Genomic DNA, 25,466 nt, shown 5'->3' with positions numbered 1-25,466 from the left:
CTATTTTCACCCGTCCTTATATGATGTTTACTATTTTACTATTTGTATCTTTATATTACCATCATAATTTTAAATCTATTTTTGTCCATTCTCGCAAACTATTAATCATGTATATTTCACAATTTGAACTTTCGATATCGTTGATTAACTTTTCCACAGTAATATTTTTTTCTTCGATAAGGTTATCTTCTAATAACGCTTGCCTCATACAACCATTTAAAAATTGTCCATGATATGGAGGTGTGATATATGCATCACCTATTTTAATAACGACATTACCAATATCAAATTCTGTTATTTCATTCTCTCCATTATAATACAATATGACATCTGTATCATGATTATGTTGAAAATGATGACGTTCAGTTGTTTTGTGTATCGTATAAATAGAAGAAACTGGTGTACTCGGTAACAACTGAGCTGTTAAAGATTGAGTTGAATCGACTATTGGTGAAGTTTCAGCATTAAATGTACCATCCGAATTTAATTCAACTCTTAATTTATATGTGCCATCTACATAAGTATTAACCATGTCGTTAAGCATAGTTTCCCATTCGTCTTTATTAAATCGAATATTTAACGCTTTAGCACTCGTAGAAATTCTGTGCGTATGTTCGTGACGTCTTTGGACTTTTCCATTTTCTAATCTCATCGTTTCAATAAGATTTACATGTCTGCTTCCTAATATTTTAGATTTCATTTTGAATTCCTCAATTTCAGCTTCAGCATTTGAATCTATTGTGATACCAGCTCCAACGCCATAAACTGCTCTTTCTGAATTTGAATGTATCGTTCTGATTGGAACATTAAAAATCATTCTGTTATCAGGTAACAACAAACCTATCGTTCCACAATATATGCCTCTTGGTCTATTCTCTAGTCGTTTGATAATGGCCATCGTTGATTCTTTTGGGGCACCTGTTATCGAGCCACATGGGAATAGCGCTTGAAGTAGATTAAATAATGAATGCTGTGCTTTCAATTGACTTCGAATCGTGCTAGTCATTTGATATACCGTTTGATAAGGTTCGATTTTAAATAAATCAATGGCATTAACCGTACCAACTTCAGAAATTTTACTCAAATCATTTCTAAGCAAATCTACAATCATGACATTTTCTGCTCTATCTTTTTGAGAATGCTTCAGTTGTTCATAATTTGCTTGATCTTCTACTTTATGATTCCCTCTTGAAATTGTCCCTTTCATAGGTTTCGTTAATACTGTATTTGTCATCTGTTGATAAGTACCATATTGAAAGAAAAGTTCTGGAGAAATGGATATAATCGTTTCATCTTCAAGCTCAATATACGCTTGATAATCTCCATTAGCATCCTCTGTGAGTGATTGATAATAGTCATAACCATGACGAATCGGTTCTGATTCAAGTTGTGTCGTATAATTAACTTGATACGTATTTCCTAGTCTAATTTCATCTTGAATAGCTTGTATATTGTTTGCTAAACGTTCATCTGAATCTGTTCTTCGCCATTCAATATGTTCATTTATATATGTATGTTGCGTTTTATCATTAAAGTGTGAGACAGGTTGTTCGAATACTTGAATACTTCCATAATGATGTGACGCTTTATAAACATTTAACGCTGAATCAAAAGCTGCTGCACTTTCATATGGTAAAGTCATGACAACATAGTATCCTTCTTTTTGATAGCGCTCCGCTTCATGCACAAGCTCTGATACTTCTTCAATCGTTCTTGCATATTTAATGACAATTGGATTCTCAAATTTATAATCTAATTTCTCTTCTATTTGACTGTCTGAAATATACTTAAATTGTATATGTGTCTTCAATCTCTACACCTGCCTTTACTAAGAAATTCGCAATTTGTTCTAATCCATATTCACTTAATATTGCTTCCGGATGATACTGAACCGCTTCAATAGGTAAATGTTGATGTCGTATAGCCATTGGAATACCTTCTTCTAACCATGCTGAAACCGTAAACCCTTCAGGTATATGGTGTTTATCTGCTATTAAAGAATGATATCTTGCCACTTCAAATGATTCAGGCAATCCTTCAAAAATACCTTTCCCATCATGTTTAATCGTTGCTGTATGCCCATGAACAGGACGTGGACCTTTTACGACTTTGCCACCAAAAGTAGATATCAATAATTGAAAGCCAAGACATACACCTAATATGGGTATATCTGTATAAATAGATTGAAGAAACGCCTTTAACTGTACATAATCATCTGGATGACCAGGGCCAGGTGAAATGATCATAGCATCTGGATTGATTGCACGTACAACATCACAATTTACCTCTTCAGATTTCAATATTTTTATTTGTTCATTTTTTGTCAGTATATTAATATACTCGATAATGTTATATGTAAAAGAATCGTGGTTATCTATCATTATAATCATATGTTTATTCGCTCTTCTTTCGTTAATTTCATGTCAATCATACCATATACTAAACTTGCTTTTACAATTTGATTATATTATCATTTGTATATTCAATAAACTAAGAGGTTACTAGCTTACACCCTCTATAAAAAACTAGACACCTACGTCTACCTTTTTATAGAAGGCAGGCTTTTTTTATGCCTTTATAAAGGAGAAACACTATGTCAGAAACATTAAAGAATGAAAAAGCAGTTGTTGTGTTCAGTGGCGGACAAGACAGTACAACATGCTTATTCTACGCGAAAGAACATTTTAAAGAAGTAGAATTAGTGACGTTTCAATATGGCCAACGCCATGATTTAGAAATTAAAGTTGCTGAAAATATCGCTAAAGAACAAGGATTAAAGCATCATATTCTAGATATGTCATTACTTTCACAACTATCCCCTAATGCATTAACAGACCATTCAATGCAAATAGAAAATGATGAAAACGGCATACCTAATACATTTGTGCCAGCACGTAATTTACTATTCTTATCATTTGCAGGTGCATTAGCATACCAAATTCGTGCTAAACATATTATTACAGGTGTTTGCGAAACAGACTTTAGCGGGTATCCAGATTGTAGAGATAGCTTTATTAAATCTATGAACTTATCCCTTAACTTATCGATGGACAAAGATTTCGTCATTCATACACCGCTCATGTGGTTGAATAAAAAAGAAACTTGGGCACTAAGTGATCAATTAGGTGCATTAGACTATGTTAGAGAAAAAACATTAACATGTTATAACGGTGTGATGAGTGATGGTTGCGGTGAATGTCCTGCTTGTAAATTAAGAAAACAAGGATTAGACCAATACCTAGAAACGAAAGGAAGTTTATAATGTTACAACAAATCTATCCGAGCGTTCAACACCCTTATGCTTTCGAACTGAATAAAGACTTTAATTTTTCAAGTGCACATTATATACCACATGAAGAAGCTGGTAAATGTATGAATGTACATGGGCACACATATTTTGTTAATTTAACAATTGCTGGCGACGAATTAGATAAAATGGGCTTTTTAGTGAACTTTAGCGAATTAAAATCATTAATCCATAAACGTTATGATCATCAACTTTTAAATGACTTTGAAGAATTCAAAGATTATAGTCCTTCAACTGAACAAGTTGCTCAAACTATTTATAATATCGTTCAAGCATCTCTAGATAAACGTGATAATCAACCTAAATGTGTACAAGTATTTGTGAGAGAAACACCTACAAGTTATGTCGTTTACCGTCCAACTAAGAAAGGTGACAACAATGCCTAAAATACCAGTGTTAGAAATCTTCGGTCCAACGATTCAAGGTGAAGGTGCAGTCATTGGTCAAAAAACGATGTTTGTTAGAACAAGTGGTTGTGATTATAGATGTAGTTGGTGCGATTCAAGTTTTACATGGGATGGCTCTGCTAAAGATGATATTCGATTACTTGAACCAGAAGATATTATTTCAGAATTAGATCAACTCGCTCCAAATAAATATCAACACGTTACGATATCAGGTGGTAACCCTGCTCTGATTAAAAATATCGGACCTTTTGTAGAAGCACTTAAAGCAAGAAATATAAAGACCGCACTTGAAACTCAAGGCTCTAAATTCCAAGAATGGATGACACTAATCGATGACTTAACGATTAGTCCTAAGCCACCAAGTTCTGGTATGAAACCTAATTTAACAATACTAGATGAAGTTATCGCACAATGTATAGAAGAAAGTCTTTCACTCAAAGTTGTGATTTTCGACGAAGCAGACTATCAATTTGCTAAAGATATACACAAACGATATCCTTCTATCCCATTCTATTTACAAGTAGGTAATCCATATCTAGACGATAGCGTTTCAAACCATACTGAAAAATTACTCGAAAAATATGAACAACTGATCGATAAAGTAATGAATGATACTTTAAATGATATTTTTGTTCTACCTCAGCTACATACACTGTTATGGAGCAATAAAAAAGGTGTTTAATATTTCCTAGGAAATAGCATACACAATATAAAATAAGCACATCACTTACTTGAAAATTCTCATTAAGTGATGTGCTTATTTATTTTAGTCTATTATTTATACAGCTTTTGGCTGTCTTTTCATAACTTTATATATAACATAAATCGCAATCCCTAATATAAGGAAGATCCACCAAGGAATATAAACTTTCATCATATCTTTAAATACAAGATTAGGTACTAATATTAGAATTGCTGGTATAACACCAACTAATAGTCCAGCATATGCTGATTCTTTTATTTTCTTATATTTAGATTTATCAAAGATATATCTTTGGATAATATTGAATAATGCTTTAACAATAAAGAATCCACCTATTGGTACAATAAGTAATAGGAAAAGTGTAGATATAAGTGGTGTCTTATAATCAACAAATATACCTACGATACCTGTAATAACAAAATATATACTATAGAAGTAAGCTACACCCATTCCTACCATTTTTAAAATTGCTTTATTAGATTCATTCGGTAGTTCGTTTAATATATCATCGGCATGACCTTTAACATCATGACCGAAAAATTCAATTGCAGTTGTGCCATTTGAAACAGCTTCTAATAAATGATCAAGAACATCCATTAATATGACTTCTGATTCATGTTCATTTACGCGCAAGTCTGTTCTAACATATAACAAGAAATCTTCATAAACTTCTAAATCCGTTTCATTTAGCTGCTTTCTCTTCTCGTTGTTTTCTTTGATGAGTTGTTTAGTAGTTCTAGACATCTTCATTGCTCCCTTTTAACAATTTAGTAATAGGATCCTTAATTTCAAGCCATTCTTTTCGTACGATTTCTAATTCTTCGCGACCTTTATCTGTAATATAATAATATTTTCTTTTAGGTCCTTGTTCACTATGCTTAAACTCACTATAAATAAAATCCTTCTTCAATAATCTAAGTAAAATAGGATATATCGTTCCTTCACTTACATCGGTAAATTGATGTTCATTTAATTTGCGAGATAATTCATAACCATATACTGGTTGAGATTGTATGATAGATAAAATACAAGCATCTAATAACCCTTTTCTCATCTGTGTCTTAATTGTCGACATCTTAATAACCTCTTCCAATTTTTACAGCTATTTTGTATTACAAGATAGCTTACTTTTATACTATTAAAGTTTCCTTCATTTGTCAAAGGGTCTTTAATTTTTTTCACAAAACATATATTTAGTGATTATATGTTTAGAAATTGTTATAATTCTTAGATGAGACTATTTTAAGGCAGGAGACAGATATGGCATTCCTCGTTTCAATTAATATCATTCTGTGTATCGTCTTGATGTCATATAACTTTGTAGTAATGAATAAGAAATCGCGTATCAATCATTACGCTATTTCAATCACAATTGCTTTGAATGGTTTAATATCCTTTATAATCATCAAAGAAATCAACTTCATCACGATTGCTGTAACGACTATGTTACTTATATGGGCATTTTTACATACATGGATTCAAATTAAATACGTTCCAAACTACATTGAAAATCAATATTTCGTACTTTATATCATTACGATTGTATTTAGTATGTCTTTAAACATTGTTTATTTAGATAGTACACTTTCAATTTATCAATCTGTACCTTATTTAGGTGTCAGTTTATTTATATTTGGCCAAATCATTGCTTATTTATCGTTATTCACAGAACCTATTGAATCAGACGGTAAAAGGCTCGCAAAAATTTACCAAAATGGTATATATCGATACTTTATTCATCCGCGTTTAGTTGGTGAGATATTATCGATTGTGGCGTTAATATGTATGATTGTCCTTACGCCTCATTGGTTTCTATTAATACCAGTGTTCCTTTTTTATATTATGTTTATTTTATGGCAAAAGTTATTCAAAACTTCTTATTATGTTTCACATAGTGAATAACAGGGTACTTAAATATAGAAATAAGAAATATAAATAAGGAGGTACACTCAAATGGGCTTTATATTAATGTTAATCGTAGGTGGCCTAATAGGTTGGCTAGCAGGTGTTATATTAGGTAAAGATATACCTGGCGGCATAGTCGGTAATATTATTGCCGGTTTAATTGGTTCAGCGATTGGTGGTTCTTTACTTGGAGACCTAGGTCCAGTATGGGGTGGCGTCGCAATCATACCAGCACTAATCGGTTCAATTATTTTAATTCTTGTATTATCATTTATTTTGAAATTAATCAAAAAATAATTAATCTTCAATTAATAGATAAAGTTAAAGCAACCATCCGCGGATGGTTGCTTTTTTAATGTAAAAATATCGATCCAACTACTAATACAAATACTGAATTAGCTATTTCAATTAAACCTACATGCATAATTTTTATTTTCTTACCATATAAAACGATTGATCGTATTAAACTCGGTATATACATCAACATAACTAATGGATGTATAAAGAATCCTACAACAACTATACATAAATGATAAATCCAAGATGACCATTTATATTTTACGGATTTTTTCTCTCTAATCATCGTCTTAACGTATAAAATTGTACCGAAGAAATATAAGAAACTTAATATAAAGACTGGTAACCAAGATTGTACATCTGTTATAGATACATTTAAGAAAGCGCTGATCACACCAAATAAACAGAATATCAAGACAGCTATTAAATCATTAGTAAATGCTCTTTCATTTTTCTTTTTAGCAAAATAGGCATTTAATAGTGATAAAGGTACCATCAGTAGAAAAATCCATATCGTAACGGGTTTATGTAATACGATTGGTACAAAACATATGACGACAATCAAAGCAAATATGCCTGCCGTATAAATATAACCTATTATTTTCTTCCTTTTCTTTAAGTAGAAGAAAATTTGGTCACTCATGAAATAAGATGCCAGTACACCTAAATACAATAATAAATGAAAGTATGTAAAACCAGTTGCTGCAATTCCGAATGCGATTGGTAGTACAATCATTGACCATACGCCATGTTGATTTGGTTTTTTAAATTTAAACAAATAAAACACCTCCACAGTTTTATTTTACTAAAAGATGCATATGAAATACATCTTAATTCAAACAAATCTGTGAAGGTTCTATATTTTACTTCATATCTCCAATTTTAACTTCATCTGGATCTCTAAATTGTCGTTCATCTGTATTTAATTGGTCGATTTTGGCTAAATCTTCATCACTCAATTCAAAATTAAATACATCAAAATTCTCTCTGATTCTATTATCGTTTTGAGATTTTGGAATAACGAGTCTACCTTGTTGTAAATGCCATTTAATAATAACTTGGGCAACAGTCTTATTATACTGATCTGCTATACTTTGTAAATCTGCGTTATTTAACCATTCCCCACCTCTCATTAGTGGACTCCACGCCATTAATTTAATACTTTTACTTTCACAATATGCTTGTAATGCTTTTTGATTAAATAACGGATGAAACTCAACTTGGTTAACTGCAGGGATAACTTCAGTTTCAGCTAATAATTGATCTAAATGATGTTCTTTAAAATTACATACACCAATTGCTTTAATTTTGCCTTCTTTATATAACGTTTCTAATGCTTTATACGTCTCAATAAACAATCCGTCTGCAGGACATGGCCAATGAATTAAATACATATCGATATACGTAAGTTGCAATGATTCTAATGAGTCATTAAACGCTTTAATAGTTGCATCATACCCTTGGAAGTCATTCCATAATTTAGTTGTAATAAATAAATCTTCTCGATTAATATTGACTGTTTTTAAAGCTTCGCCTAATGCTTTTTCATTTTTATAAAACCAAGCTGTATCTATCGCACGATATCCTGCATCAATTGCAGTGTGGACGACTCTCTCAACATCTGCATCTCCAATTTTGTATACGCCTAAACCTAATTCTGGTATCTCTACATTGTTATTTAATTTAACCATTTTATTATCCCCTTTATTTAGATGTCATACGGTCTCTTTTAGGTGTATAAGCGAGCGAACGTGTCAGTTCTTCAAATTCTTCTTTCGTTAAATCACGCCATTCACCATATTTAATACCATCAAGCTTAATATTCATAATGCGTATTCTTTTTAATTTTTTTACATTATATCCTAACGTTTCACACATACGTCTAATTTGACGATTCAAACCTTGTGTTAAAACAATTTTAAATGTTCTATCATTAATTTGCGATACTTTCGCTGGAAGTGTCTTTTGATTTAAAATTTCAACACCTTCAGACATTTGCTTTAAGAAGTCTTTCGTTAAAGGCTTATCTACTGAAACGACATATTCTTTTTCATGATGATTTTCAGCACGCAAGATTTCATTAACGATATCTCCATCACTAGTAAGGAGTAATAATCCTTCTGAATCTTTATCTAATCTACCAATATGAAAAATTCTTTCATGGTGATTGACGTAGTCTACAACATTACCTTTAACATGTCTCTCAGTAGTAGATGTAATACCACGCGGTTTATTGAGTGCTATATAAACATAACCTTTATCAATTGTAATGACTTCACCATCAACCTTCACAACATCCGTACTTTCAACTTGAGACCCTAGTGTCGCATATTCGTCATTAATTTGAACGCGATTAGCACTTATCCATTTATCAGCACCTCTCCTCGAACATACACCAGCTTCACTTAGAAATTTATTAATTCTCATAAAAATGGTTCCTCTCTCAATCTATCTACTATATTCCCTATTTTACATGATGATCTTCATTAAAACAAAACAGTATGTGTCTATTTTGGACTTCTGACGACTTTTGTATGGGCTGCCTTAGTTACACTTCCACCGACTTTTGTAATTAATACAATAAAAAAAGAGCACAGGATCCAAATGTTTGTCCCATGCTCTTCGTATCAATTTATGATTGCGTTATCTTTTCATAAGATTTGCCATTTATAAAGAAATGATCAAATATAAATGTTCCAAAAGGAATAAAAGCTGTTATAAAAGCAATGACTGGCCACTTTATATGAATTCTAACAATCAGTGCCATTACCAATATCATAATGACATACATTGAAAATAATCCACCATGTATCATGCCTAATACTGAAACTACATTTGGATTACTCAACATATACTTGATAGGCATTGCTATAAATACTAATAACAGTAATGATCCACCTTCTAAATATCCTGTAAACCTAAATAATGATGTTAATGTAGTTTTGCTCACGTTTTAATCCTCGTCTTCTTCGTCTTCGTCAAAGATACTTTTTCTTTCTTTTATAAAATCTTTGTGTAAAGCAACTGTCTTAATTTGGTGATTTTCAACATCAATGACAACCCATTTATCATATTCTGTATCGACATAGTCGTCTTTTTCAATTTCTGGGTTATGTGCTTGTAACCAACCACCGATTGTATCAATATCGTCTGAATCTACAAATTCAATTCCGAATTTTTCTTCTAGTTCTGATAAAGTTACACGTCCATTAATTTGGTAAGTATCTTCACCAGTTTGAATGATATCATTTACTTCATCATCATCAAATTCATCACGAATTTCACCAACGATTTCTTCTAATATATCTTCCATCGTGATGACACCAGCTGTACCACCATATTCATCAATAACTAACGCCATATGAACATGATCTTTTTGCATTTTTACTAATGCATCACTAATTCTTGTAACTTCGTGAATAAGTGGTAAGTCATGTACGTAGTTATTAATTTTAATTTGTTCACCTGAAGCGTATTCTGTTAAAAATTCTTTAACATTGATAAAGCCTTTAATATGGTCTTTATCGCCATCTTCAGTAATTGGGTAACGTGTGTAATGATGTTCATTTATAATTTCTAATAATTCTTCAATATTAAATGGTTCTGTTAATGTAACCATTTGTGTTCTAGGTACCATGATATCTTTTGCTAATCTTTCATCGAATGAGAAAATATTTTGCATATAAGCTAATTCAGTGTGGTTGATTTCACCACTTTGATAGCTTTGAGTCATGATAAGCTTTAATTCTTCTTCTGACATTGCTTGTTCTTCGTTAGTAGGTTGAATACCTATTGCCCTAACTAGAATACGTGCTGCGCCATTCATTGACCAAATTAACGGTTTCATAACGATACCGAAATAATATAATGGTCGGCCGAAGACAAGTGTAAGTCTTTCTGCCTGTTGAATTGCTACCGTTTTTGGTGCTAATTCACCAACTACTACATGGATAAACGTTACAATTAAGAAACTGATCGCTATGGAGAAAGTTGTAGTTAATGCGTCTGGCAAGTTAAAGAAGTCTAATACAGGATGTATTAAAACTTCAAATGTCGGTTCACCAATCCAACCTAATCCAAGTGATGTTACAGTAATACCAAGCTGACATGCAGATAAATAATAATCTAGTTCTTTGATCATTTTATGTACAATTTTAGCTGATTTACTTCCTTCAGAAATTAATTGTTCAATTCTAGTTATACGCACCTTTACAAGCGCGAATTCAGATCCTACAAATACCATTGTAAATGCAATTAATATAAAGAATACAATAAAGTTTATTATGGTCGAAATTTCCAATTAGTTCCCTATTTCTAGGGATTCACCTCCAAATATTTTGCGGTGACGCTATGGCCACCTTTGTATGATTTTGTTCAATAAGTTTATTTATGATATACGTTTTCAAAACTAAATCCTTCCCATTTAGCGTCACCTCCCCCGATATTAGCATATTATTTTTAGTGTACCATATTTTTATCTCAATTTAAATGATATAAGAAAGAATGTAAATGTAGAAGTCTACACATACATTCTTTATATAGTCGTCGTTCCAACGTGTTGCATGATAAATTTAGAACTAATTTTATTAAAAGCTTCTGGTTGATCAATATTACATACGTGACCAGCTTGCTCTATTATTTCTATTGAAAAGTTTTCATTTTCTTTAACAAGTCTTTCTACTGGTGGCATAAATAAATAGTCTTCTTCTCCCATGATAAAGAGCGTTGGAATATCTCTTGTTGCAACTTGTAAATGTGCTAAATAAGGATTCACAAGCTTCGTTAATTTAACCCATTTAATAAATTGTTTTTGAGACACTTTCTTAGCTTCATTCACAAATCTCAAGCGAGATTCTTCATGAGCTTTCTTAGGCATAATGATGTAAGCAAATAATTTATAAAGCAACATATACGGTACAAAATTCATAATCGTACGGCCGATAGCTAACAAGAATTTAGTCCTTAAATTCACATTAATGATGGCCCCACCTAAAACCAATGTCGTTATTCTCTCCGGATATGATTGCGCCATTGTTTGACCAACAATTGTGCCAAGGCTCATACCAATAATATGTGTCTTGTCTATATTTAAATAATCCAATACATCTACAACTTCTTTTGCTAAATGTTCAAATGAATCATTTTTCTTCCATTCTTTATTCGCAGACTTCCCGTGCCCTCTTAAATCTACGAGTAATATATTAAAATGTTTCCTATAATATCTCATTTGTTTAAACCAAATTGAAGAACTACCACCAGCTCCGTGTATCAACGTAACCCATTCTGCGTCATTTGATTTAATAATTGTCTTGTAATATAACATTGTTCACATCTTTCCCTATGTTTACCATTTTCTACATATTATAATAATTTAATTTAATCATATAAAAATTTCCCCAACTTTTCAATTTTAAACATGTTAAATCAGTGTCATACTTTTGGCCGAGGATTTAAGGTAATGATAAAAAAAGCTGTCTACAAAGTCACAACTCTGTAGACAGCTTATAATTTAATACGATATATTGATTATTCTACTTCTTCAGCGATTTCAAGTTGCTCTTTCGTTAATTTAGGTTTAATAACACCATAAATAATTGCTGCAACTAATGCACCGATAACTACTGCTAGTAATGTTTGTAATACATGACCGAAGTCAGTTGCAAATATAACAAAGATACCGCCATGTGGTGCTTGAATTCTTGAACCTAATCCTAAAGCTAACGCTCCGCCAATACCTGAACCAACCATCATTGATGGAATGACACGTAATGGATCTGCTGCTGCAAATGGAATAGCACCTTCTGTAATGAATGATAATCCCATCACATAGTTTGGAATAATAGAACCTTTTTGTGCTTTCGTAAATTTCTTTCTAAAGATTAACATCGCTGTTGCAATTGCAATTGGTGGAATCATACCACCAACCATAGCTGCCGTAATTGCTGCTGCATTTCCTTCTGTTAACGCTGCTGTCGCAAATACATATGCCGCTTTATTAAATGGACCACCCATATCTATTGCCATCATTGCACCAATTACTAAACCTAATAACATAATATTAGAACCGGATAAGTTATTTAATCCATCTAATAATAAATTGTTTAACCATGCTGTTGGTGGATTCACCACGTACACCATAAGTAATCCAGTAAGTGATACTGATAAAATTGGATAAATTAATGTAGGTTTTAAACCTTCAAACATTTGAGGTAAGTTCTTAAATACATATTTGATACCTTCTGTTAAATAACCTGCAAGGAAACCAGCGATAATACCACCTAAGAATCCTGAACCACCTGCTACTGCTAACATACCGCCGACTAAACCGGATGCGAAACCAGGTTTATCTGCAATACTTCTAGCGATGAAACCTGCTAAAATAGGCACGATTAATTTAAAAGCACTTTCGCTACCAATCGACCATAAATTAGCTGCAAATTCGTTATATTGTCCACTCTTTGGATCGAATGAGTTTTCACCAAATAAGAATACGATTGCCATCAAGATACCACCAGATATAACGAGTGGTAACATATTAGAAACACCATTCATTAAGTGTTTATATATCGTCTTCGATACACTTTGTTTTTCATTGCTAGCAGCACTACTTTGTTTCGTACCTTTAGCTACGAATGGTTTACGAGATGTATCTTGCGCCATATTGATTAATTCTTCTGGACGTTTAATACCATCAGCAACCGGAACTTGAATTACATTTTTACCATCGAAACGATCTGTTTCAACATGCACATCCGCAGCTACAATGATACCTGATGCTTTTTCAATTTCTTCATCTGTTAAGTGATTTTTAATACCGCCTGAACCATTTGTTTCAACTTTAATAGGTACACCCATTTTTTTAGCTTGATTTTTCAATGCATCCGCAGCCATATAAGTATGTGCAATACCTGTAGGACATGCTGTTACAGCTAATACAAGTCCTTTTTCTGAATCCGCTTCTGCATTCGTTGCAGCTGCTGCTTCTGAAGTTTCATCTGAAGCTTCATCATCATGCTTATTAATGATATTTAATACTTCTTCTTTACTTTTCGCTTGTAATAACTCTGCTCTTACATCTTCATCCATCAAAATACCTGAAAGTTTTGCAAGGGCATCTAAATGTGTTTGTGCACCACCAGCTGGCGCAGCAATCATAAAGAATAAATGAGCTGGTTGCATATCTAATGATTGATAATCTACACCTTCAACAGATTTACCAAAAGCAATCGCTGCAGACTGTACAGCATCTGTTTTAGCATGAGGAATCGCAATCCCTTCACCAATTCCTGTTGTACTTTGTGACTCTCTTGCATGAATCGCTTCTTTAAAAGTTGCCTCATCGCTTAATTTCCCAGCGCTGTTTAATTGTGCAACTAACTCATCAATGACTTGATCTTTACTTGTTGCAGAAAGATCCATTGCAATGGTTTCCTTCGTTAATAGTTCTGTAATTCTCATTTTAATAACCTCCCTATTTTAAACATGTTTAATGATTACTTTAGAAATTATTTTTTCTATATCTTCTTTATTAGCTAAATCCGCATTAAATGCTGTTGCTGTACCACAGCTTACTGCCAATTTAAATGCTGATTCTATATCTTTGCCAGCTTCTAATCCTGCTACCATACCAGCAACAGTACTGTCACCTGAACCAACTGTATTCACAACTTGACCACTTGGTACGATAGCTTTTAATCGTGTTTGTTGATCCACATAAATAGCACCTTCTCCACCGAGTGAAACGATGACTGCTTGAGCACCTTCATTCAATAATTGCTCAGCACATTCAATAACTTCTTGATCTGTTTCAATTTGTTTATCAAATATTTCTTCTAATTCATGTTTATTTGGTTTAACAAATTTCGGATTATACGCTAATACTGATTTCATCAAATCTTTCTCAGCATCAACGATTAAATTTGCACCAGTTTGTTTAAGTATTTCTGCTACTTCTTGATAGACTGGATTTTGTAATGAACTTGGCACACTGCCCGCAATTATAACCGTATCTTCTGATTGCGTATTTTTCATTTTCGTTAAAAATTCTTCATAGTTATGTGGTTCAATATTTGGTCCCGGACCATTGATTTCAGTTTCTAAACCAGATTTTAATTTCACATTGATTCTTGTATCATCTTTAACCTCTACGAAGTCAGTTAAGATGTTTGCTTGATTAAGTGCATCTTTAATAAAATCTCCAGGAAATCCACCTATAAAACCTGTTGCTGTACTTTTGATATCTAATGTTTGAAGTACTCGAGAAACATTGATACCTTTTCCACCAGCAAACTTGTTTGTTTCATGTGCTCTGTTTAATTCACCTACTTCAAATTGATTGGTAAACATTACATAATCAATTGATGGATTAAACGTAACTGTATATATCATTTTTGTCCTCCGTTAATGTTATATTTTTCTTTAAATTGATTTAAATTATTTAATGTTTGAATCGCTTTTTGTGAAGTTAGTATCTCTATTGATTTATCATATGTTACTTCCGCAAACGATACTTCATTAAATTTAGAATGATCTAACAAGACATATACTTGAGATGCTAAATGAATGGCCGTTTCTTTCATTTCTGATTCGTAAGGGTCTGGTGTCGTTAACCCATAGTTCAAATCAATGCCATTCATACCAATAAAAGCTTTGTCAAAACGATATCTTTCAAGGGATTTAACTGCATTTACGCCTATATTCGCAAATGTCGTTGCCTTTACTTCTCCACCTGTCATATAAACAGAAATGCCTTTCTCTAATAACGGTCTTACATGTGTTAAACCATTTGTCACAACGATAATATCTTGTTGTGTAATGAACGGAATCATTTCTAAAGTAGTTGTCCCAGCATCTAAATATATCGTATCTCCATCTGAAATTTGACTGACAGCTAATCGTGCAATCTCTCGTTTTTCATCTTGATGTCGCGATTCTTTATCTGTCATATTACGCTCTTCATGGCGCTTTGTTATTTGAGTTGCACCACCATGAACTCTTTTGAGCATACCTCTTTCTTCAAGCTGAGATAAATCTCTCCTAATTGTTGATGTACTTGAATTCGTCAAATTAATAAGTTCTTGTAGAGATACTGTTTCCCGTAGATTAATCTCTTCTAATATTAATTGATGTCTTTCAGTCGTTAACATACAATCTCCCCTATTCCTCTACATAATAAAACGTTTTCATTTCATTGTCAATCACTTTCGTTCACAATCAACCAAAATCAACCAAAATTTTTTAGTTGTTTTATAAGTGCAATCATTTTATACAGTAAAAGATTACTGTTATACTTTTCTAGTATAATTTTAGGAGGTAAATCATGAATAATTTAAAAGAAAAGCTTTTTAACCTAATTGAAAAGAAAGAAAGTGCCATGATTGATATTAGAAGGCATTTGCATCAACACCCAGAACTATCATTTGAAGAAACGCAAACTGCTGAATATATTAAATCATTTTACGAAGGCAAAGATGTTAAAGTAACACAACCTTTAGAAAAAGAACATGCTATTATTGTAGAAATTAAAGGTGGTCAAGAAGGTAGAACGATTGGTTTAAGAGCTGACTTTGATGCTTTACCTATAACAGAAGAAACAGATGTTCCTTTCAAATCACAAAATGAAGGTGTTATGCATGCTTGTGGTCATGATGCTCATACTGCTTATTTAATGGGGCTTGCAGATGCACTTATTGAAATTAAAGAAGAATTACCTGGCACAGTTAAAATCATTCATCAACATGCTGAGGAGAAACCTCCTGGTGGTGCTAAAGCACTTGTAGAATCTGGTGCACTTGATGACTTAGATGAAGTTTATGGTATCCACATCGTTCCAGTAGCTGGACCAGAATTTATTGGTTACAATAAAGGACCTTCATTCTCAGGAAGTTCAACATTCAAGTTGACGATTAATGGTTTAGGCGGACATGCAGCAAGTCCACACAAAACACATGACGCATTAGTTGCTGGGACAAACTTTGTAAATGCTATTCAAACGATTGTATCAAGACGTATCGATCCATTAGATATGGGTGTCGTTACGATTGGCGCATTCGAAGCACCAGGCGGATACAATGTAATTCAAGATAGCGTTACAATCAAAGGTACTGCTAGATATTTAAATCCCGAATTAGAAGAAACAATGTATCAAGAAATCAAAAAAATTGCAGATAGTGTTGCAGTAGGCTTTGATATTGAATATGACTTAGATTATCAATTTGGTTATCCTGTACTTTACAATCACCCGGAACAAACTGATAAAGTAGCAGAAATATTATCAAATAGTAAAGGTGACTATTTCCAACAATTAGTTGAAATACCTCAAGTTACAGGTTCAGAAGACTTCGCATACTATCTACAAAAAATTCCTGGTTCATTCTACATTGTAGGCAGTAAACCTGAAGGCGTAACAGAACCATATATGAATCATCACCCTAAATTTGATGTGAATGAAGATTGCTTGCAAGTTGCAGCAAAATCTTTAGGAGAAATTACATTAAACAGACTAGAAAAATAAATATTATTAAAAATAAATGAGGCTGGAACCTGTATATTGGTTCTAGCCTCATTTTTATATCATTATCATACTATAATATATCTTCACCACGTGATGCGACATAAATATCGAACCACTCTTGATCTGTTAATTGTAATTTCGTAGCATTTACAGCTTCGTCAACTCTTTCTATCTTACTTGAACCTACAATTGGCATTACTTTTGATGGCAATCTGAGTAACCAACTGTAAATCACTGTGCTCACTGATACGTTATATTTTTCTGCTAACGGTTGTATAACTGCCATAATGCGTCTTGCTTTTTCATCATTTTGATCAAATAATTTACCACCAGCTAATGGACTCCATGCCATTACTTTAACATCATGTTGCAACATTCTATTTAATGTACAATCTTCAATATTTTCAAGTTGATATGGTGAAACTTCAACTTGATTAACTGAGATATGAGACATTTCTTTCTTCAAACTTTCATTTAATAATTCATATTGATTACATTTAAAGTTTGAAACACCGAATGCTTTTATTTTTCCTTGTTCAACTAAATGCATCACTGCACGCGTTACTTCATCTGGATCCATTAATGGAGATGGACGATGAATCAGTAGCGTATCGATGTAATCCGTCTTAAGATTTAATAGCGATTTATCAACTGATTCAATAATATGATCATAACTTTGATCATATCGATGACCAGTATTTTTAGCAATTTGATCATTCGGTAAAATAATACCGCATTTTGTGACGATTTCAATTTTCTCTCTTAAATTAGGTGTTAATGCTAATGCATCACCAAATAATGATTCACATGTATAATTACCATATATATCCGCATGATCCATTGTTGTAATGCCTCTATCAACTATTTCATGTATGAAATCATTTAATTGTTGATTGTTATAACCCCATTCATTCAATCTCCAAAAACCATGTACAATTCTAGAATAACTAACATGTTTATTTATACGAATTCTTTCCATCCCATCATCTCCTAAGAAAAATTCAACATATCTAACTTGTTACGAATACTTGCTTTATCTATAGATTCACCTATTATGACAATTGTTAAAGGCATATTCATTATTTCTGGTTCATATTGAGGTACCCCAAATGCATATTGAAATAAATAAGTTTGTTCTGGTTCTTCTCTAAATTTAACAAATCCTTTAATTCTAAGAATTGAATCAGGTAATTGTCTTAAGAAATTCATTAATAATTCCATTTCTATCGGACCACTAAATGTATAATTTATGGATTGAATACCGTGATGATGACTATGTTTAGCTTGAAGTGACAAAGCCTCATTTACAGGTATTTCAACACCATCAATATTTGAAAACTGCGTAAAGTGTAGAACTGGTTGATGCTTAATCGTTTGTAATGACGTTTCTAATGACGCTTTTTCTTCAGTAGATAATTCATCAGACTTATTAATAATAATCAAATGTGAATATAACATTTGTTCTTCCATTAATTGCTTCGTCTGAACGGTATATCTCGATCTTTCTAAATATCTTTTCCCGTCCATTACACCAATAATTGTTGGCATTTCAACTTTATCTACTAATGTAGGGTTTTGACATGCGTCTACTACTTCTACAGGATGCGCAATACCAGTCGCTTCAATTAATACAAGATCAGGCTGGTCTTTATGATATAAATTATGTAATACAACTTCAATATCATCTTTCAATGAGCAGCATATACAACCATTTAATAAACTTTGAGTAGAGACATCATCACCTAACAAATTGCTATCAACATCAAAAGAACCAAATTCATTCATAATGATTGCGACCTTTTGACCAGATTCCTTTGCTTTCATGATGAGTCTTTGAAGTAATGTTGTTTTACCACTACCTAAAAAACCTGTCAAAATTGTTACTGCCATTTTATTTTTATTCTTCATACTTTGACTCATATTCAAACCACCTTTCTGTAATTATATGATATAAGTTCAGAAACTACAAAGACTTAAAGTTTATCCTATAACTTATACTTTAAATATTTATAAATTACACACCACTAAAATATTTACAAAATAAAATTATTCATTATATAATGAATTAGGAGATTTCAAAAAAATAATGAACCATTGCATTTGTAGTTTGGGGGAAAGATTATGCCGGATAAATTAGATATCCAAAACCAATTGTGTTTTAATTTGTATAATGCGCAACGACAAGTTAACCGCTATTATTCAAACAAAATTTTCAAGACGTACAATATTACATATCCACAATATTTAGTATTAACGATTTTATGGGAAACCGCACCGGTCAATGTCAAAAAGCTTGTAACAGACTTAGCCCTAGATACAGGTACTGTATCCCCTTTATTAAAAAGAATGGAAAATTTAGATTTAATCAAACGTGTACGTTCTGAATTAGATCAAAGAGAAGTGTTTGTTCATCTAACTGAAAAAAGTGAACAAATGAAACCACATTTACACCAAGCTTCACATTTAATTCAAGATGTATCAGAGTTAAATGATGAAGAAACTAATCAATTAAACAACTTATTACAAAAATTGATCAATAATGTAGATAAAATCAATCAAGAAAAATAATACAGCAAGCATCTATCATCTTGCTCAAAATAAATAAGCATATCACGCAACTGAATGCTCAGTTTAAAGTGATATGCTTATTTTTTTCTAGTATTTATTCTAATTGTTCATTATATTGAATGACTTTATATAAATAACCTTGTTCTTTAATGAGTTGAGAATAACTACCTTGTTCTATGATATGTCCTTCATTCATGACGATTATATGATCGAAGCTTTGTAAATATTTCAAGTTATGCGTCACAATCACAATTGTATCATCTTTATTTAATAAGAGATTCATAACATTTTCTTCGTTTTCTTCATCTAATGAAGCTGTTGGTTCATCAAGCAACCATATTTGTGCTTTTCTTAACAATAATCTTGCTAATGATAAACGTTGACGTTCCCCACCTGAAATATTCTCAGCGTTTTTAGTTAGCTGCTGATCTAAGTTTAAATGATTTAAATTTACGGCAGCAAGAACGTTTGTCATCAGCTCATCTTCTACTTCAATTAATAAATTCTCTCTTACTGTGCCTTCGAAATAATGATTATGTTGCAACATTGTATTGATTTCATTCACATAATCTTCTTGAATCACATGAGACAACTGTTCATTTTTATAGGATAAAGTACCATCGTTCACACTATATAATCCCATTAATATATTAAGCATCGTTGTCTTACCTGAACCTGAAGGACCTATAATAGCTACATGATCTCCTTTATTTATTTCAAAGTTAATTTGAGATAACGTTTCTCTTTCTTGAAAATCATATTTAAACATTACATTCTCTGCTTTATACAATGCATGATTTTGAACTGAACGTTCTTGAGGTAATTCAAATGATTGATTGATGACTTCTTCAATATTTTTAAGACTTCGCTCTGTATCCGCTTTGTAAAAAGCAACATTAGTCATCGGGATAGCTTGTTCAAATAACGTAATTGTAATCATTAATATACTCGCAAAGAATACAGCGTTTAATACACCTTCTTGAATTTGCCAAATACATAAGATCGTCATACACCAAATACTCACCATCGATGATAAATTCAGCATAAAGTCATAAGAACTTAAAAATTTCTGTTCTTTATATTTTTTATCTTCATATTGATATTGTTTATTTAACACTTTCTCTTTAAATGCACGATATTGTTGGAATCTTTTTAATTCTGAACGTCCTTTTTCAAAATCAAAGTATTCAGCAACATATGTTTCTTCACTTTGTTGAACAGATTCAGCCAAACTTTCAGCTCTTTTAGCTGATAAATAAGGGATGATGATGACTGACATCAACATTGAAAGTCCTATAATCACACCTGCATATATATTGAAATTAATCATCACGAGTATTGTTATAACTGTCGTTATAATAATAACAATTGGTGGATAATAAACTCTGAGTAAAATATTTTGTAATCGTTCAACGTGGTTTACCATTTGCGTTAATAAATCGCTCGAACGGTATCTTCTAAATACGTTTGGAACGATTGGAATGAGTTGATTAAACAAGTTAACACGTATATCTCTCAACATTGTAAATGTAGAACGATGCGAATATAATCTTTCGAAATATCTAGTTATTGCACGAACAAAACCGAATAACTTAATAGATACAATTAAAATCATTAATGCATATAAAGGTGTTCCAAGCGCACTTTTAGATATCATATATCCACTTAAAGCAAACATTCCAAGTGCAGTTAGCATGCCAAATACGCCTATTACAATAGAAAGATAGAAGTCTTTATCAAATTTAATTTTTAATTTTTTCATGACGTAGCACCACCTTTTTGAGATGCGTCATATGATTGAACTGTTCCATTATGAATTTCTATATAATCAGTGGCATATCTCAACACTTCTTTTCGATGTGCGATTGTGAGAATAGTCTTTTGATGCGCAAATTGGTTAACAGTTTGCACGATAAGTTGTTCGGTTTCAATATCTAATCCAGTTGTCGGTTCATCAAAAATAACCACATCTGGATCAAGTAATAGTAATCTGGCTAGTTCTATTCTTCTCATTTCTCCACCAGACAACATTTCATAACCATCACCAATCATCGTATGCATACCTTTAGATAATTGTTTTACTTTTTCAAGTAAACCCACTTCAGTTAACACTTCACTAACACGATTTTCATCATAATTTTGGAACATTGTGACATTTTCATACAAAGATGCGCTGAAAATATAAGGTCTTTGGGATAGATACCCCATTTTGAGTGGTTTTTTATAAATAATCTTACCTTCATTGGGATTCAATTCATTTAACATAAGTTTGATTAATGTCGATTTACCTGCACCACTCGGTCCAATAATTGCTGTATGATGATTTTCTTTTATACTTATATTGATTTGATCAAATGCAAAATCTTTACGCTCTGGGTAAGTGAATGACACATGATCAAATTGAATGATATCTTCATCATTCATATTTGAATAAATTTGAATGTTTGAAGCTTGTATAGATTCTTCATTATTCATATCTTCAATCAATTCTATATAACCTTCACTTTGTTTACCCGTATGGAAAGCTTGTCCTAGGTCTTTAATCGCATTATAAAATTCTGGTGCTAATAATAAAGTAATAATGGCAACTACAAAAGATACATCGTGAAATACGATTAATCTTAACCCTACTTCTAGCGCAACTATACCTATTCCAAGCATCGAGATAAATTCCAACATTAAGCCTGATAAGAAGGCACTTTTCAAAATTTCCATCGTTAAATCTCTAAATGACGTACTTGATTTATAGATTTTTTCAGTCGTTTCATGTGTTCGATTGAAAAGTTTTAACGATACGAGACCTTTTGTTAAATCTATAAATTCTGCTGCAAATTGATCTAACGATTGCATTTGGTCTTTCGCTTTATCACGAGTTCTCAGCCCAAATACAATATAGAACAGTGGAATAAACGGCGCTGTAATCATCATAATTAACGCAGCTGGCCAATGAATAAAGAGTAATGTAACGATAATCGATACTGGGATAATGGTTGATTTGAAGACTTGTGGCAAATATGATTCATAAAAAGGATGTATACCCTCAACCACTTCAGTAATCATTGTTATTTTAGTTCTATCTGTTTCATTATTTATCAATTGATGTCTAACATCTCTTTTAACTTTATAAGAAAGTTTTTGTCCTGATAATTGATTAAGGTAGTTAAAGCATGCTCTTAAAAGCAATACAATGAGCAAGATTGCTAGCCATAAATAAAGTTGTTGTCCATTTGATTTTACGACGAGCATTTGGTTAATAATTTTTCCTAAATATATATTTTGAAATACGACTGTTAAACTTAATAAAAACGAAGCGAGAAACATAAATATTTGCAACGTTTTATACTGCATACTATACTTTGTTAAATCTTTCACAATCTCACCACCTTGTTCCATTATAACGCCTTTACGAAAAAAATAAACTAAAATGTATTATTAAATATTAGCATATTACAATGTAATATTTGGTACAATGATGATACGGTGATTGTCTCTAGATAACCACAGACTTTCATAAAAACAGAGGAGCAAAGCTATGTTTATATTAGAATTAATAAAAGCTATTATATTAGGTATTGTTGAAGGTTTAACAGAATTCGCACCTGTTTCATCTACAGGTCATCAAATTTTAGTAGATGATATGTGGTTAAAATCTAAAGCCTTTCTTGGAAGCGAATCAGCATTCACATTTAAAGTTGTGATCCAATTAGGTTCGATCCTTGCAGCAGCATGGATATTTAGAAATCGATATTTTGAAATGTTACATATTAAACAAAATGAACAGCAAAAAAGAAAATTAAAATTATCACATATTATTGTCGGGCTTGTACCAGCTGGTATTCTCGGACTATTATTTGATGATTTCATTGAAGAACATTTATTTAGTGTCCCAACTGTATTAATCGGTTTATTACTTGGAGCTATATATATGATTGGTGCGGATATGTATTCTAAACGCGTCACAAATCCACACAAAGTAGATGATATGAACTATCCAAAAGCATTTGTAATTGGCCTATCTCAAGCAATTGCATTATGGCCAGGATTTAGTCGTTCAGGTTCAACTATTTCAACAGGTGTCTTCTTAAAGTTAGATCACAAGGCAGCTTCTGACTTTACATTTATTATGGCAGTACCTATTATGTTTGCAGCAAGTGCAAAAGCGTTACTTGGAAATCTACAATTTATAACATTAGATCAAATACCTTTTTATATTGTAGGGTTTATCGCATCATTTATATTTGGACTGATTTCAATCAAATTATTCTTAAAACTGATTAATAGAGTAAAATTAATACCTTTTGCGATTTATCGTATTATTTTAGTTATTATTATTGCTATTGCATATTTCGGTTTTGGAATTGGTCAGAATATCGGCTAACACATCGTACCAATCGTTTGAAGATTATGATATAGGGTATTGGAGTAAGATATATTATAAGAAATAACTACGGAGGAATGACTCATGAATGATAAAGTTAAATTAATTGTTAACACATTACCACTTGTATTAGTACCATTAATTAGAGAACGCAAAAAAATAAAAGAACATCCAGATGTTAAACATGTAACTGAGACGACTGTTGATTTTTCACATAAAGTAAAAGATAAAACAATCGAAACGAAAGATAAAGTTGCAGAAAAAACACAACCTGTAAAATCATATGTCGTTCAAAAGAAACGTTTATATGAGTACAACAAACAAATGAAACAACCTTTTAAAGAAGAACAAAAAGAAGCAAAACAACAACAAAAAGAAATTGATCATTTAGATAAAAAACTTCAAAAAAATATCGATGCTCGTAAAAAAGAAGAAGAAAAAGCACAAAAAGAAAATAAAAAAGCGCGTATTAAAGAACTCACACACTACCAAAAGCTTGAAGAACAACAAGCTAAAAAAGGTGAAAAACTTCAAAAAGAAAACGAAAAAGATGTATCTAAGTTAGATAAAAAGTTACAAAGTAATATCGAAGCACGTGAACAAGAAGAACAAAAATTAGAGCAACAAAACAAAGAAGAACGCATTAAAGAAATAAAGAAATATGAGGGACATCAAATGAACACAGCAACTACACAAAGCAGTCATGCAAAATCAATCAACGACGTAAGCTCTAAACAAGCAAAACCAAACATTCAAGAATTAGTCAATGAAAGAGTTAGAAATGAGAAAGAAGAAAAATCTAGTCATCTTCTATTTAATCAACATAGATCGTCTATGTCTCAACATATCAGTCAATTTCCATATGATGAACATACATCTGAACATAAAAAATCTAAAAAAAGATTTCGCCGCAATAAATGATTAACAGAATTATTATAGATGGAGATGCTTGTCCAGTTACGGATGATATCATTCGCTTAACTCAACATACAGGCATCTCTGTTCTTATTATTAGAAGTGTTAACCATTTTTCACTAACAGAATATCCCGATTATGTTTCAACAATATATGTTGATCATGGTGCTGATAGTGCAGACTTTAGAATTGTCAAATTGACGCAACCAGATGATATCGTTGTAACGCAAGATTACGGACTAGCGAGTCTTCTATTAAATAAAGCCCTTCACGTTATCCACCATAAAGGTTACGAGTATACGCCTCAAAATATTGAACAACTGTTAACGCAAAGACATATTTCTGCTCAAGTACGTCAACAAGGTGGTAGAACGAAAGGTCCTAAAAAACTCACACAAGAAGACCATAAAGTTTTTTCAGAATTTCTATCAAAATTAATAAAAAAACATTCTGGACAATGATAATCGTCCAGA

Annotated in this window: 27 protein-coding genes; 10 read left to right on the top strand and 17 right to left on the bottom strand. The window is 32.0% G+C overall.

The annotated features are described in order from the left end of the window. Positions 1 to 61: 61 nt before the first annotated feature. Positions 62 to 1,810, bottom strand: a complete 1,749-nt coding sequence (locus LQ677_RS07840) for a chorismate-binding protein (protein ID WP_239748267.1) — start codon at positions 1,808 to 1,810, stop codon at positions 62 to 64. Continuing rightward, positions 1,788 to 2,390 (bottom strand): anthranilate synthase component II, encoded by a 603-nt coding sequence (locus tag LQ677_RS07835; protein ID WP_126476677.1) that lies wholly within the window; start codon positions 2,388 to 2,390, stop codon positions 1,788 to 1,790. Before LQ677_RS07835 ends, LQ677_RS07840 begins: the two co-directional genes overlap by 23 nt. Before the next feature lie 203 nt (positions 2,391 to 2,593). Between LQ677_RS07835 and queC the strand changes: the two genes are divergently transcribed. The 3 genes from queC to queE are packed head-to-tail and all read left to right on the top strand — an operon-like array spanning position 2,594 to position 4,396. Beyond that, entirely contained in the window at positions 2,594 to 3,262 is a 669-nt protein-coding gene (gene queC / locus LQ677_RS07830; RefSeq protein WP_191836357.1) for a 7-cyano-7-deazaguanine synthase QueC, read from the top strand. Beyond that, on the top strand, positions 3,262 to 3,693 hold the full coding sequence (gene queD, locus LQ677_RS07825) for a 6-carboxytetrahydropterin synthase QueD (protein WP_191836358.1): 432 nt from the start codon (positions 3,262 to 3,264) through the stop codon (positions 3,691 to 3,693). The genes queC and queD overlap by 1 nt, the downstream gene beginning before the upstream one ends. Continuing rightward, positions 3,686 to 4,396, top strand: coding sequence for a 7-carboxy-7-deazaguanine synthase QueE (queE, locus tag LQ677_RS07820; protein ID WP_239748266.1), 711 nt, complete (start codon positions 3,686 to 3,688; stop codon positions 4,394 to 4,396). Before queD ends, queE begins: the two co-directional genes overlap by 8 nt. 96 nt (positions 4,397 to 4,492) lie before the next feature. Here the strand turns inward: queE and LQ677_RS07815 are convergent, their stop codons facing one another. Continuing rightward, entirely contained in the window at positions 4,493 to 5,161 is a 669-nt protein-coding gene (locus LQ677_RS07815) for a DUF1129 family protein (protein ID WP_185805776.1), read from the bottom strand. Continuing rightward, entirely contained in the window at positions 5,154 to 5,492 is a 339-nt protein-coding gene (locus tag LQ677_RS07810; protein ID WP_025904753.1) for a PadR family transcriptional regulator, read from the bottom strand. The genes LQ677_RS07815 and LQ677_RS07810 overlap by 8 nt, the downstream gene beginning before the upstream one ends. Before the next feature lie 185 nt (positions 5,493 to 5,677). Here LQ677_RS07810 and LQ677_RS07805 point away from each other — a divergent pair, with 185 nt between their 5' ends. Beyond that, positions 5,678 to 6,319 carry a hypothetical protein gene (locus tag LQ677_RS07805; RefSeq protein ID WP_037589261.1) on the top strand — a complete coding sequence of 214 codons (642 nt, stop codon included), beginning with the start codon at positions 5,678 to 5,680 and terminating at the stop codon, positions 6,317 to 6,319. A 51-nt stretch (positions 6,320 to 6,370) separates the two neighbouring features. Beyond that, positions 6,371 to 6,619, top strand: coding sequence for a GlsB/YeaQ/YmgE family stress response membrane protein (locus tag LQ677_RS07800; protein ID WP_025904751.1), 249 nt, complete (start codon positions 6,371 to 6,373; stop codon positions 6,617 to 6,619). Between the two features lie 55 nt (positions 6,620 to 6,674). Here LQ677_RS07800 and LQ677_RS07795 read toward each other — a convergent pair whose 3' ends face one another. The 9 genes from LQ677_RS07795 to LQ677_RS07755 all read right to left on the bottom strand — a co-directional run bounded on the left by LQ677_RS07795 (position 6,675) and on the right by LQ677_RS07755 (position 15,765). After that, on the bottom strand, positions 6,675 to 7,406 hold the full coding sequence (locus LQ677_RS07795) for a YwiC-like family protein (protein WP_239745068.1): 732 nt from the start codon (positions 7,404 to 7,406) through the stop codon (positions 6,675 to 6,677). Between the two features lie 76 nt (positions 7,407 to 7,482). Further along, positions 7,483 to 8,310 (bottom strand): aldo/keto reductase, encoded by an 828-nt coding sequence (locus tag LQ677_RS07790; RefSeq protein ID WP_239748265.1) that lies wholly within the window; start codon positions 8,308 to 8,310, stop codon positions 7,483 to 7,485. A gap of 13 nt (positions 8,311 to 8,323) precedes the next feature. Further along, positions 8,324 to 9,046, bottom strand: coding sequence for a pseudouridine synthase (locus LQ677_RS07785; RefSeq protein WP_107572598.1), 723 nt, complete (start codon positions 9,044 to 9,046; stop codon positions 8,324 to 8,326). Between the two features lie 205 nt (positions 9,047 to 9,251). Beyond that, the gene (locus LQ677_RS07780; protein ID WP_025904747.1) at positions 9,252 to 9,569 is read right to left on the bottom strand and encodes a DUF3817 domain-containing protein; all 318 of its coding nucleotides are present in this window, start codon (positions 9,567 to 9,569) and stop codon (positions 9,252 to 9,254) included. A 3-nt stretch (positions 9,570 to 9,572) separates the two neighbouring features. Then, complete coding sequence (locus tag LQ677_RS07775; protein ID WP_025904746.1) at positions 9,573 to 10,919, bottom strand: hemolysin family protein; 1,347 nt, start codon at positions 10,917 to 10,919, stop codon at positions 9,573 to 9,575. 234 nt (positions 10,920 to 11,153) lie between these two features. Continuing rightward, entirely contained in the window at positions 11,154 to 11,942 is a 789-nt protein-coding gene (locus LQ677_RS07770) for an alpha/beta fold hydrolase (RefSeq protein ID WP_037589265.1), read from the bottom strand. Between the two features lie 203 nt (positions 11,943 to 12,145). Continuing rightward, positions 12,146 to 14,077: a PTS fructose transporter subunit IIABC gene (locus tag LQ677_RS07765; RefSeq protein ID WP_191836361.1), complete on the bottom strand. Its 1,932-nt coding sequence runs from the start codon at positions 14,075 to 14,077 to the stop codon at positions 12,146 to 12,148. 18 nt (positions 14,078 to 14,095) lie between these two features. Next, positions 14,096 to 15,007 (bottom strand): 1-phosphofructokinase, encoded by a 912-nt coding sequence (gene pfkB, locus LQ677_RS07760; protein ID WP_037589267.1) that lies wholly within the window; start codon positions 15,005 to 15,007, stop codon positions 14,096 to 14,098. Beyond that, positions 15,004 to 15,765 carry a DeoR/GlpR family DNA-binding transcription regulator gene (locus LQ677_RS07755; RefSeq protein WP_126476684.1) on the bottom strand — a complete coding sequence of 254 codons (762 nt, stop codon included), beginning with the start codon at positions 15,763 to 15,765 and terminating at the stop codon, positions 15,004 to 15,006. The genes pfkB and LQ677_RS07755 overlap by 4 nt, the downstream gene beginning before the upstream one ends. Positions 15,766 to 15,938: 173 nt before the next feature. Here LQ677_RS07755 and LQ677_RS07750 point away from each other — a divergent pair, with 173 nt between their 5' ends. Continuing rightward, positions 15,939 to 17,132: a M20 metallopeptidase family protein gene (locus LQ677_RS07750; RefSeq protein ID WP_126476685.1), complete on the top strand. Its 1,194-nt coding sequence runs from the start codon at positions 15,939 to 15,941 to the stop codon at positions 17,130 to 17,132. Positions 17,133 to 17,202: 70 nt separating this feature from the next. On the opposite strand, the gene LQ677_RS07745 is transcribed toward LQ677_RS07750, so the two are convergent. Both LQ677_RS07745 and LQ677_RS07740 read right to left on the bottom strand, forming a co-directional pair. Continuing rightward, positions 17,203 to 18,111, bottom strand: coding sequence for an aldo/keto reductase (locus tag LQ677_RS07745; RefSeq protein ID WP_025904740.1), 909 nt, complete (start codon positions 18,109 to 18,111; stop codon positions 17,203 to 17,205). 11 nt (positions 18,112 to 18,122) lie between these two features. Continuing rightward, the gene (locus tag LQ677_RS07740; RefSeq protein WP_191836362.1) at positions 18,123 to 19,052 is read right to left on the bottom strand and encodes a CobW family GTP-binding protein; all 930 of its coding nucleotides are present in this window, start codon (positions 19,050 to 19,052) and stop codon (positions 18,123 to 18,125) included. 201 nt (positions 19,053 to 19,253) lie between these two features. On the opposite strand from LQ677_RS07740, the gene LQ677_RS07735 reads away from it, so the two are divergent. After that, positions 19,254 to 19,700: a MarR family winged helix-turn-helix transcriptional regulator gene (locus LQ677_RS07735; protein ID WP_025904738.1), complete on the top strand. Its 447-nt coding sequence runs from the start codon at positions 19,254 to 19,256 to the stop codon at positions 19,698 to 19,700. A 94-nt stretch (positions 19,701 to 19,794) separates the two neighbouring features. Here the strand turns inward: LQ677_RS07735 and cydC are convergent, their stop codons facing one another. Both cydC and LQ677_RS07725 read right to left on the bottom strand, forming a co-directional pair. After that, positions 19,795 to 21,462, bottom strand: coding sequence for a thiol reductant ABC exporter subunit CydC (gene cydC / locus LQ677_RS07730; protein ID WP_191836363.1), 1,668 nt, complete (start codon positions 21,460 to 21,462; stop codon positions 19,795 to 19,797). Further along, positions 21,459 to 23,072, bottom strand: coding sequence for an ABC transporter ATP-binding protein/permease (locus LQ677_RS07725; RefSeq protein ID WP_191836371.1), 1,614 nt, complete (start codon positions 23,070 to 23,072; stop codon positions 21,459 to 21,461). Before LQ677_RS07725 ends, cydC begins: the two co-directional genes overlap by 4 nt. A 160-nt stretch (positions 23,073 to 23,232) precedes the next feature. On the opposite strand from LQ677_RS07725, the gene LQ677_RS07720 reads away from it, so the two are divergent. The 3 genes from LQ677_RS07720 to LQ677_RS07710 all read left to right on the top strand — a co-directional run bounded on the left by LQ677_RS07720 (position 23,233) and on the right by LQ677_RS07710 (position 25,454). Next, positions 23,233 to 24,078, top strand: coding sequence for an undecaprenyl-diphosphate phosphatase (locus LQ677_RS07720; RefSeq protein WP_025904735.1), 846 nt, complete (start codon positions 23,233 to 23,235; stop codon positions 24,076 to 24,078). Between the two features lie 84 nt (positions 24,079 to 24,162). After that, a complete protein-coding gene (locus LQ677_RS07715; protein WP_239704780.1) occupies positions 24,163 to 24,999 on the top strand; it encodes a hypothetical protein in 837 nt (278 codons plus the stop codon). Beyond that, positions 24,999 to 25,454, top strand: a complete 456-nt coding sequence (locus LQ677_RS07710) for a YaiI/YqxD family protein (RefSeq protein WP_227531867.1) — start codon at positions 24,999 to 25,001, stop codon at positions 25,452 to 25,454. Before LQ677_RS07715 ends, LQ677_RS07710 begins: the two co-directional genes overlap by 1 nt. Positions 25,455 to 25,466: the final 12 nt, after the last annotated feature.

It is taken from the genome of Mammaliicoccus sp. Q-M61 (assembly GCF_022386055.1).
GTDB classification, from domain to species: Bacteria; Bacillota; Bacilli; order Staphylococcales; family Staphylococcaceae; genus Mammaliicoccus; species Mammaliicoccus sciuri_A.
This window is presented reverse-complemented; position numbering and strand designations above follow the sequence as displayed.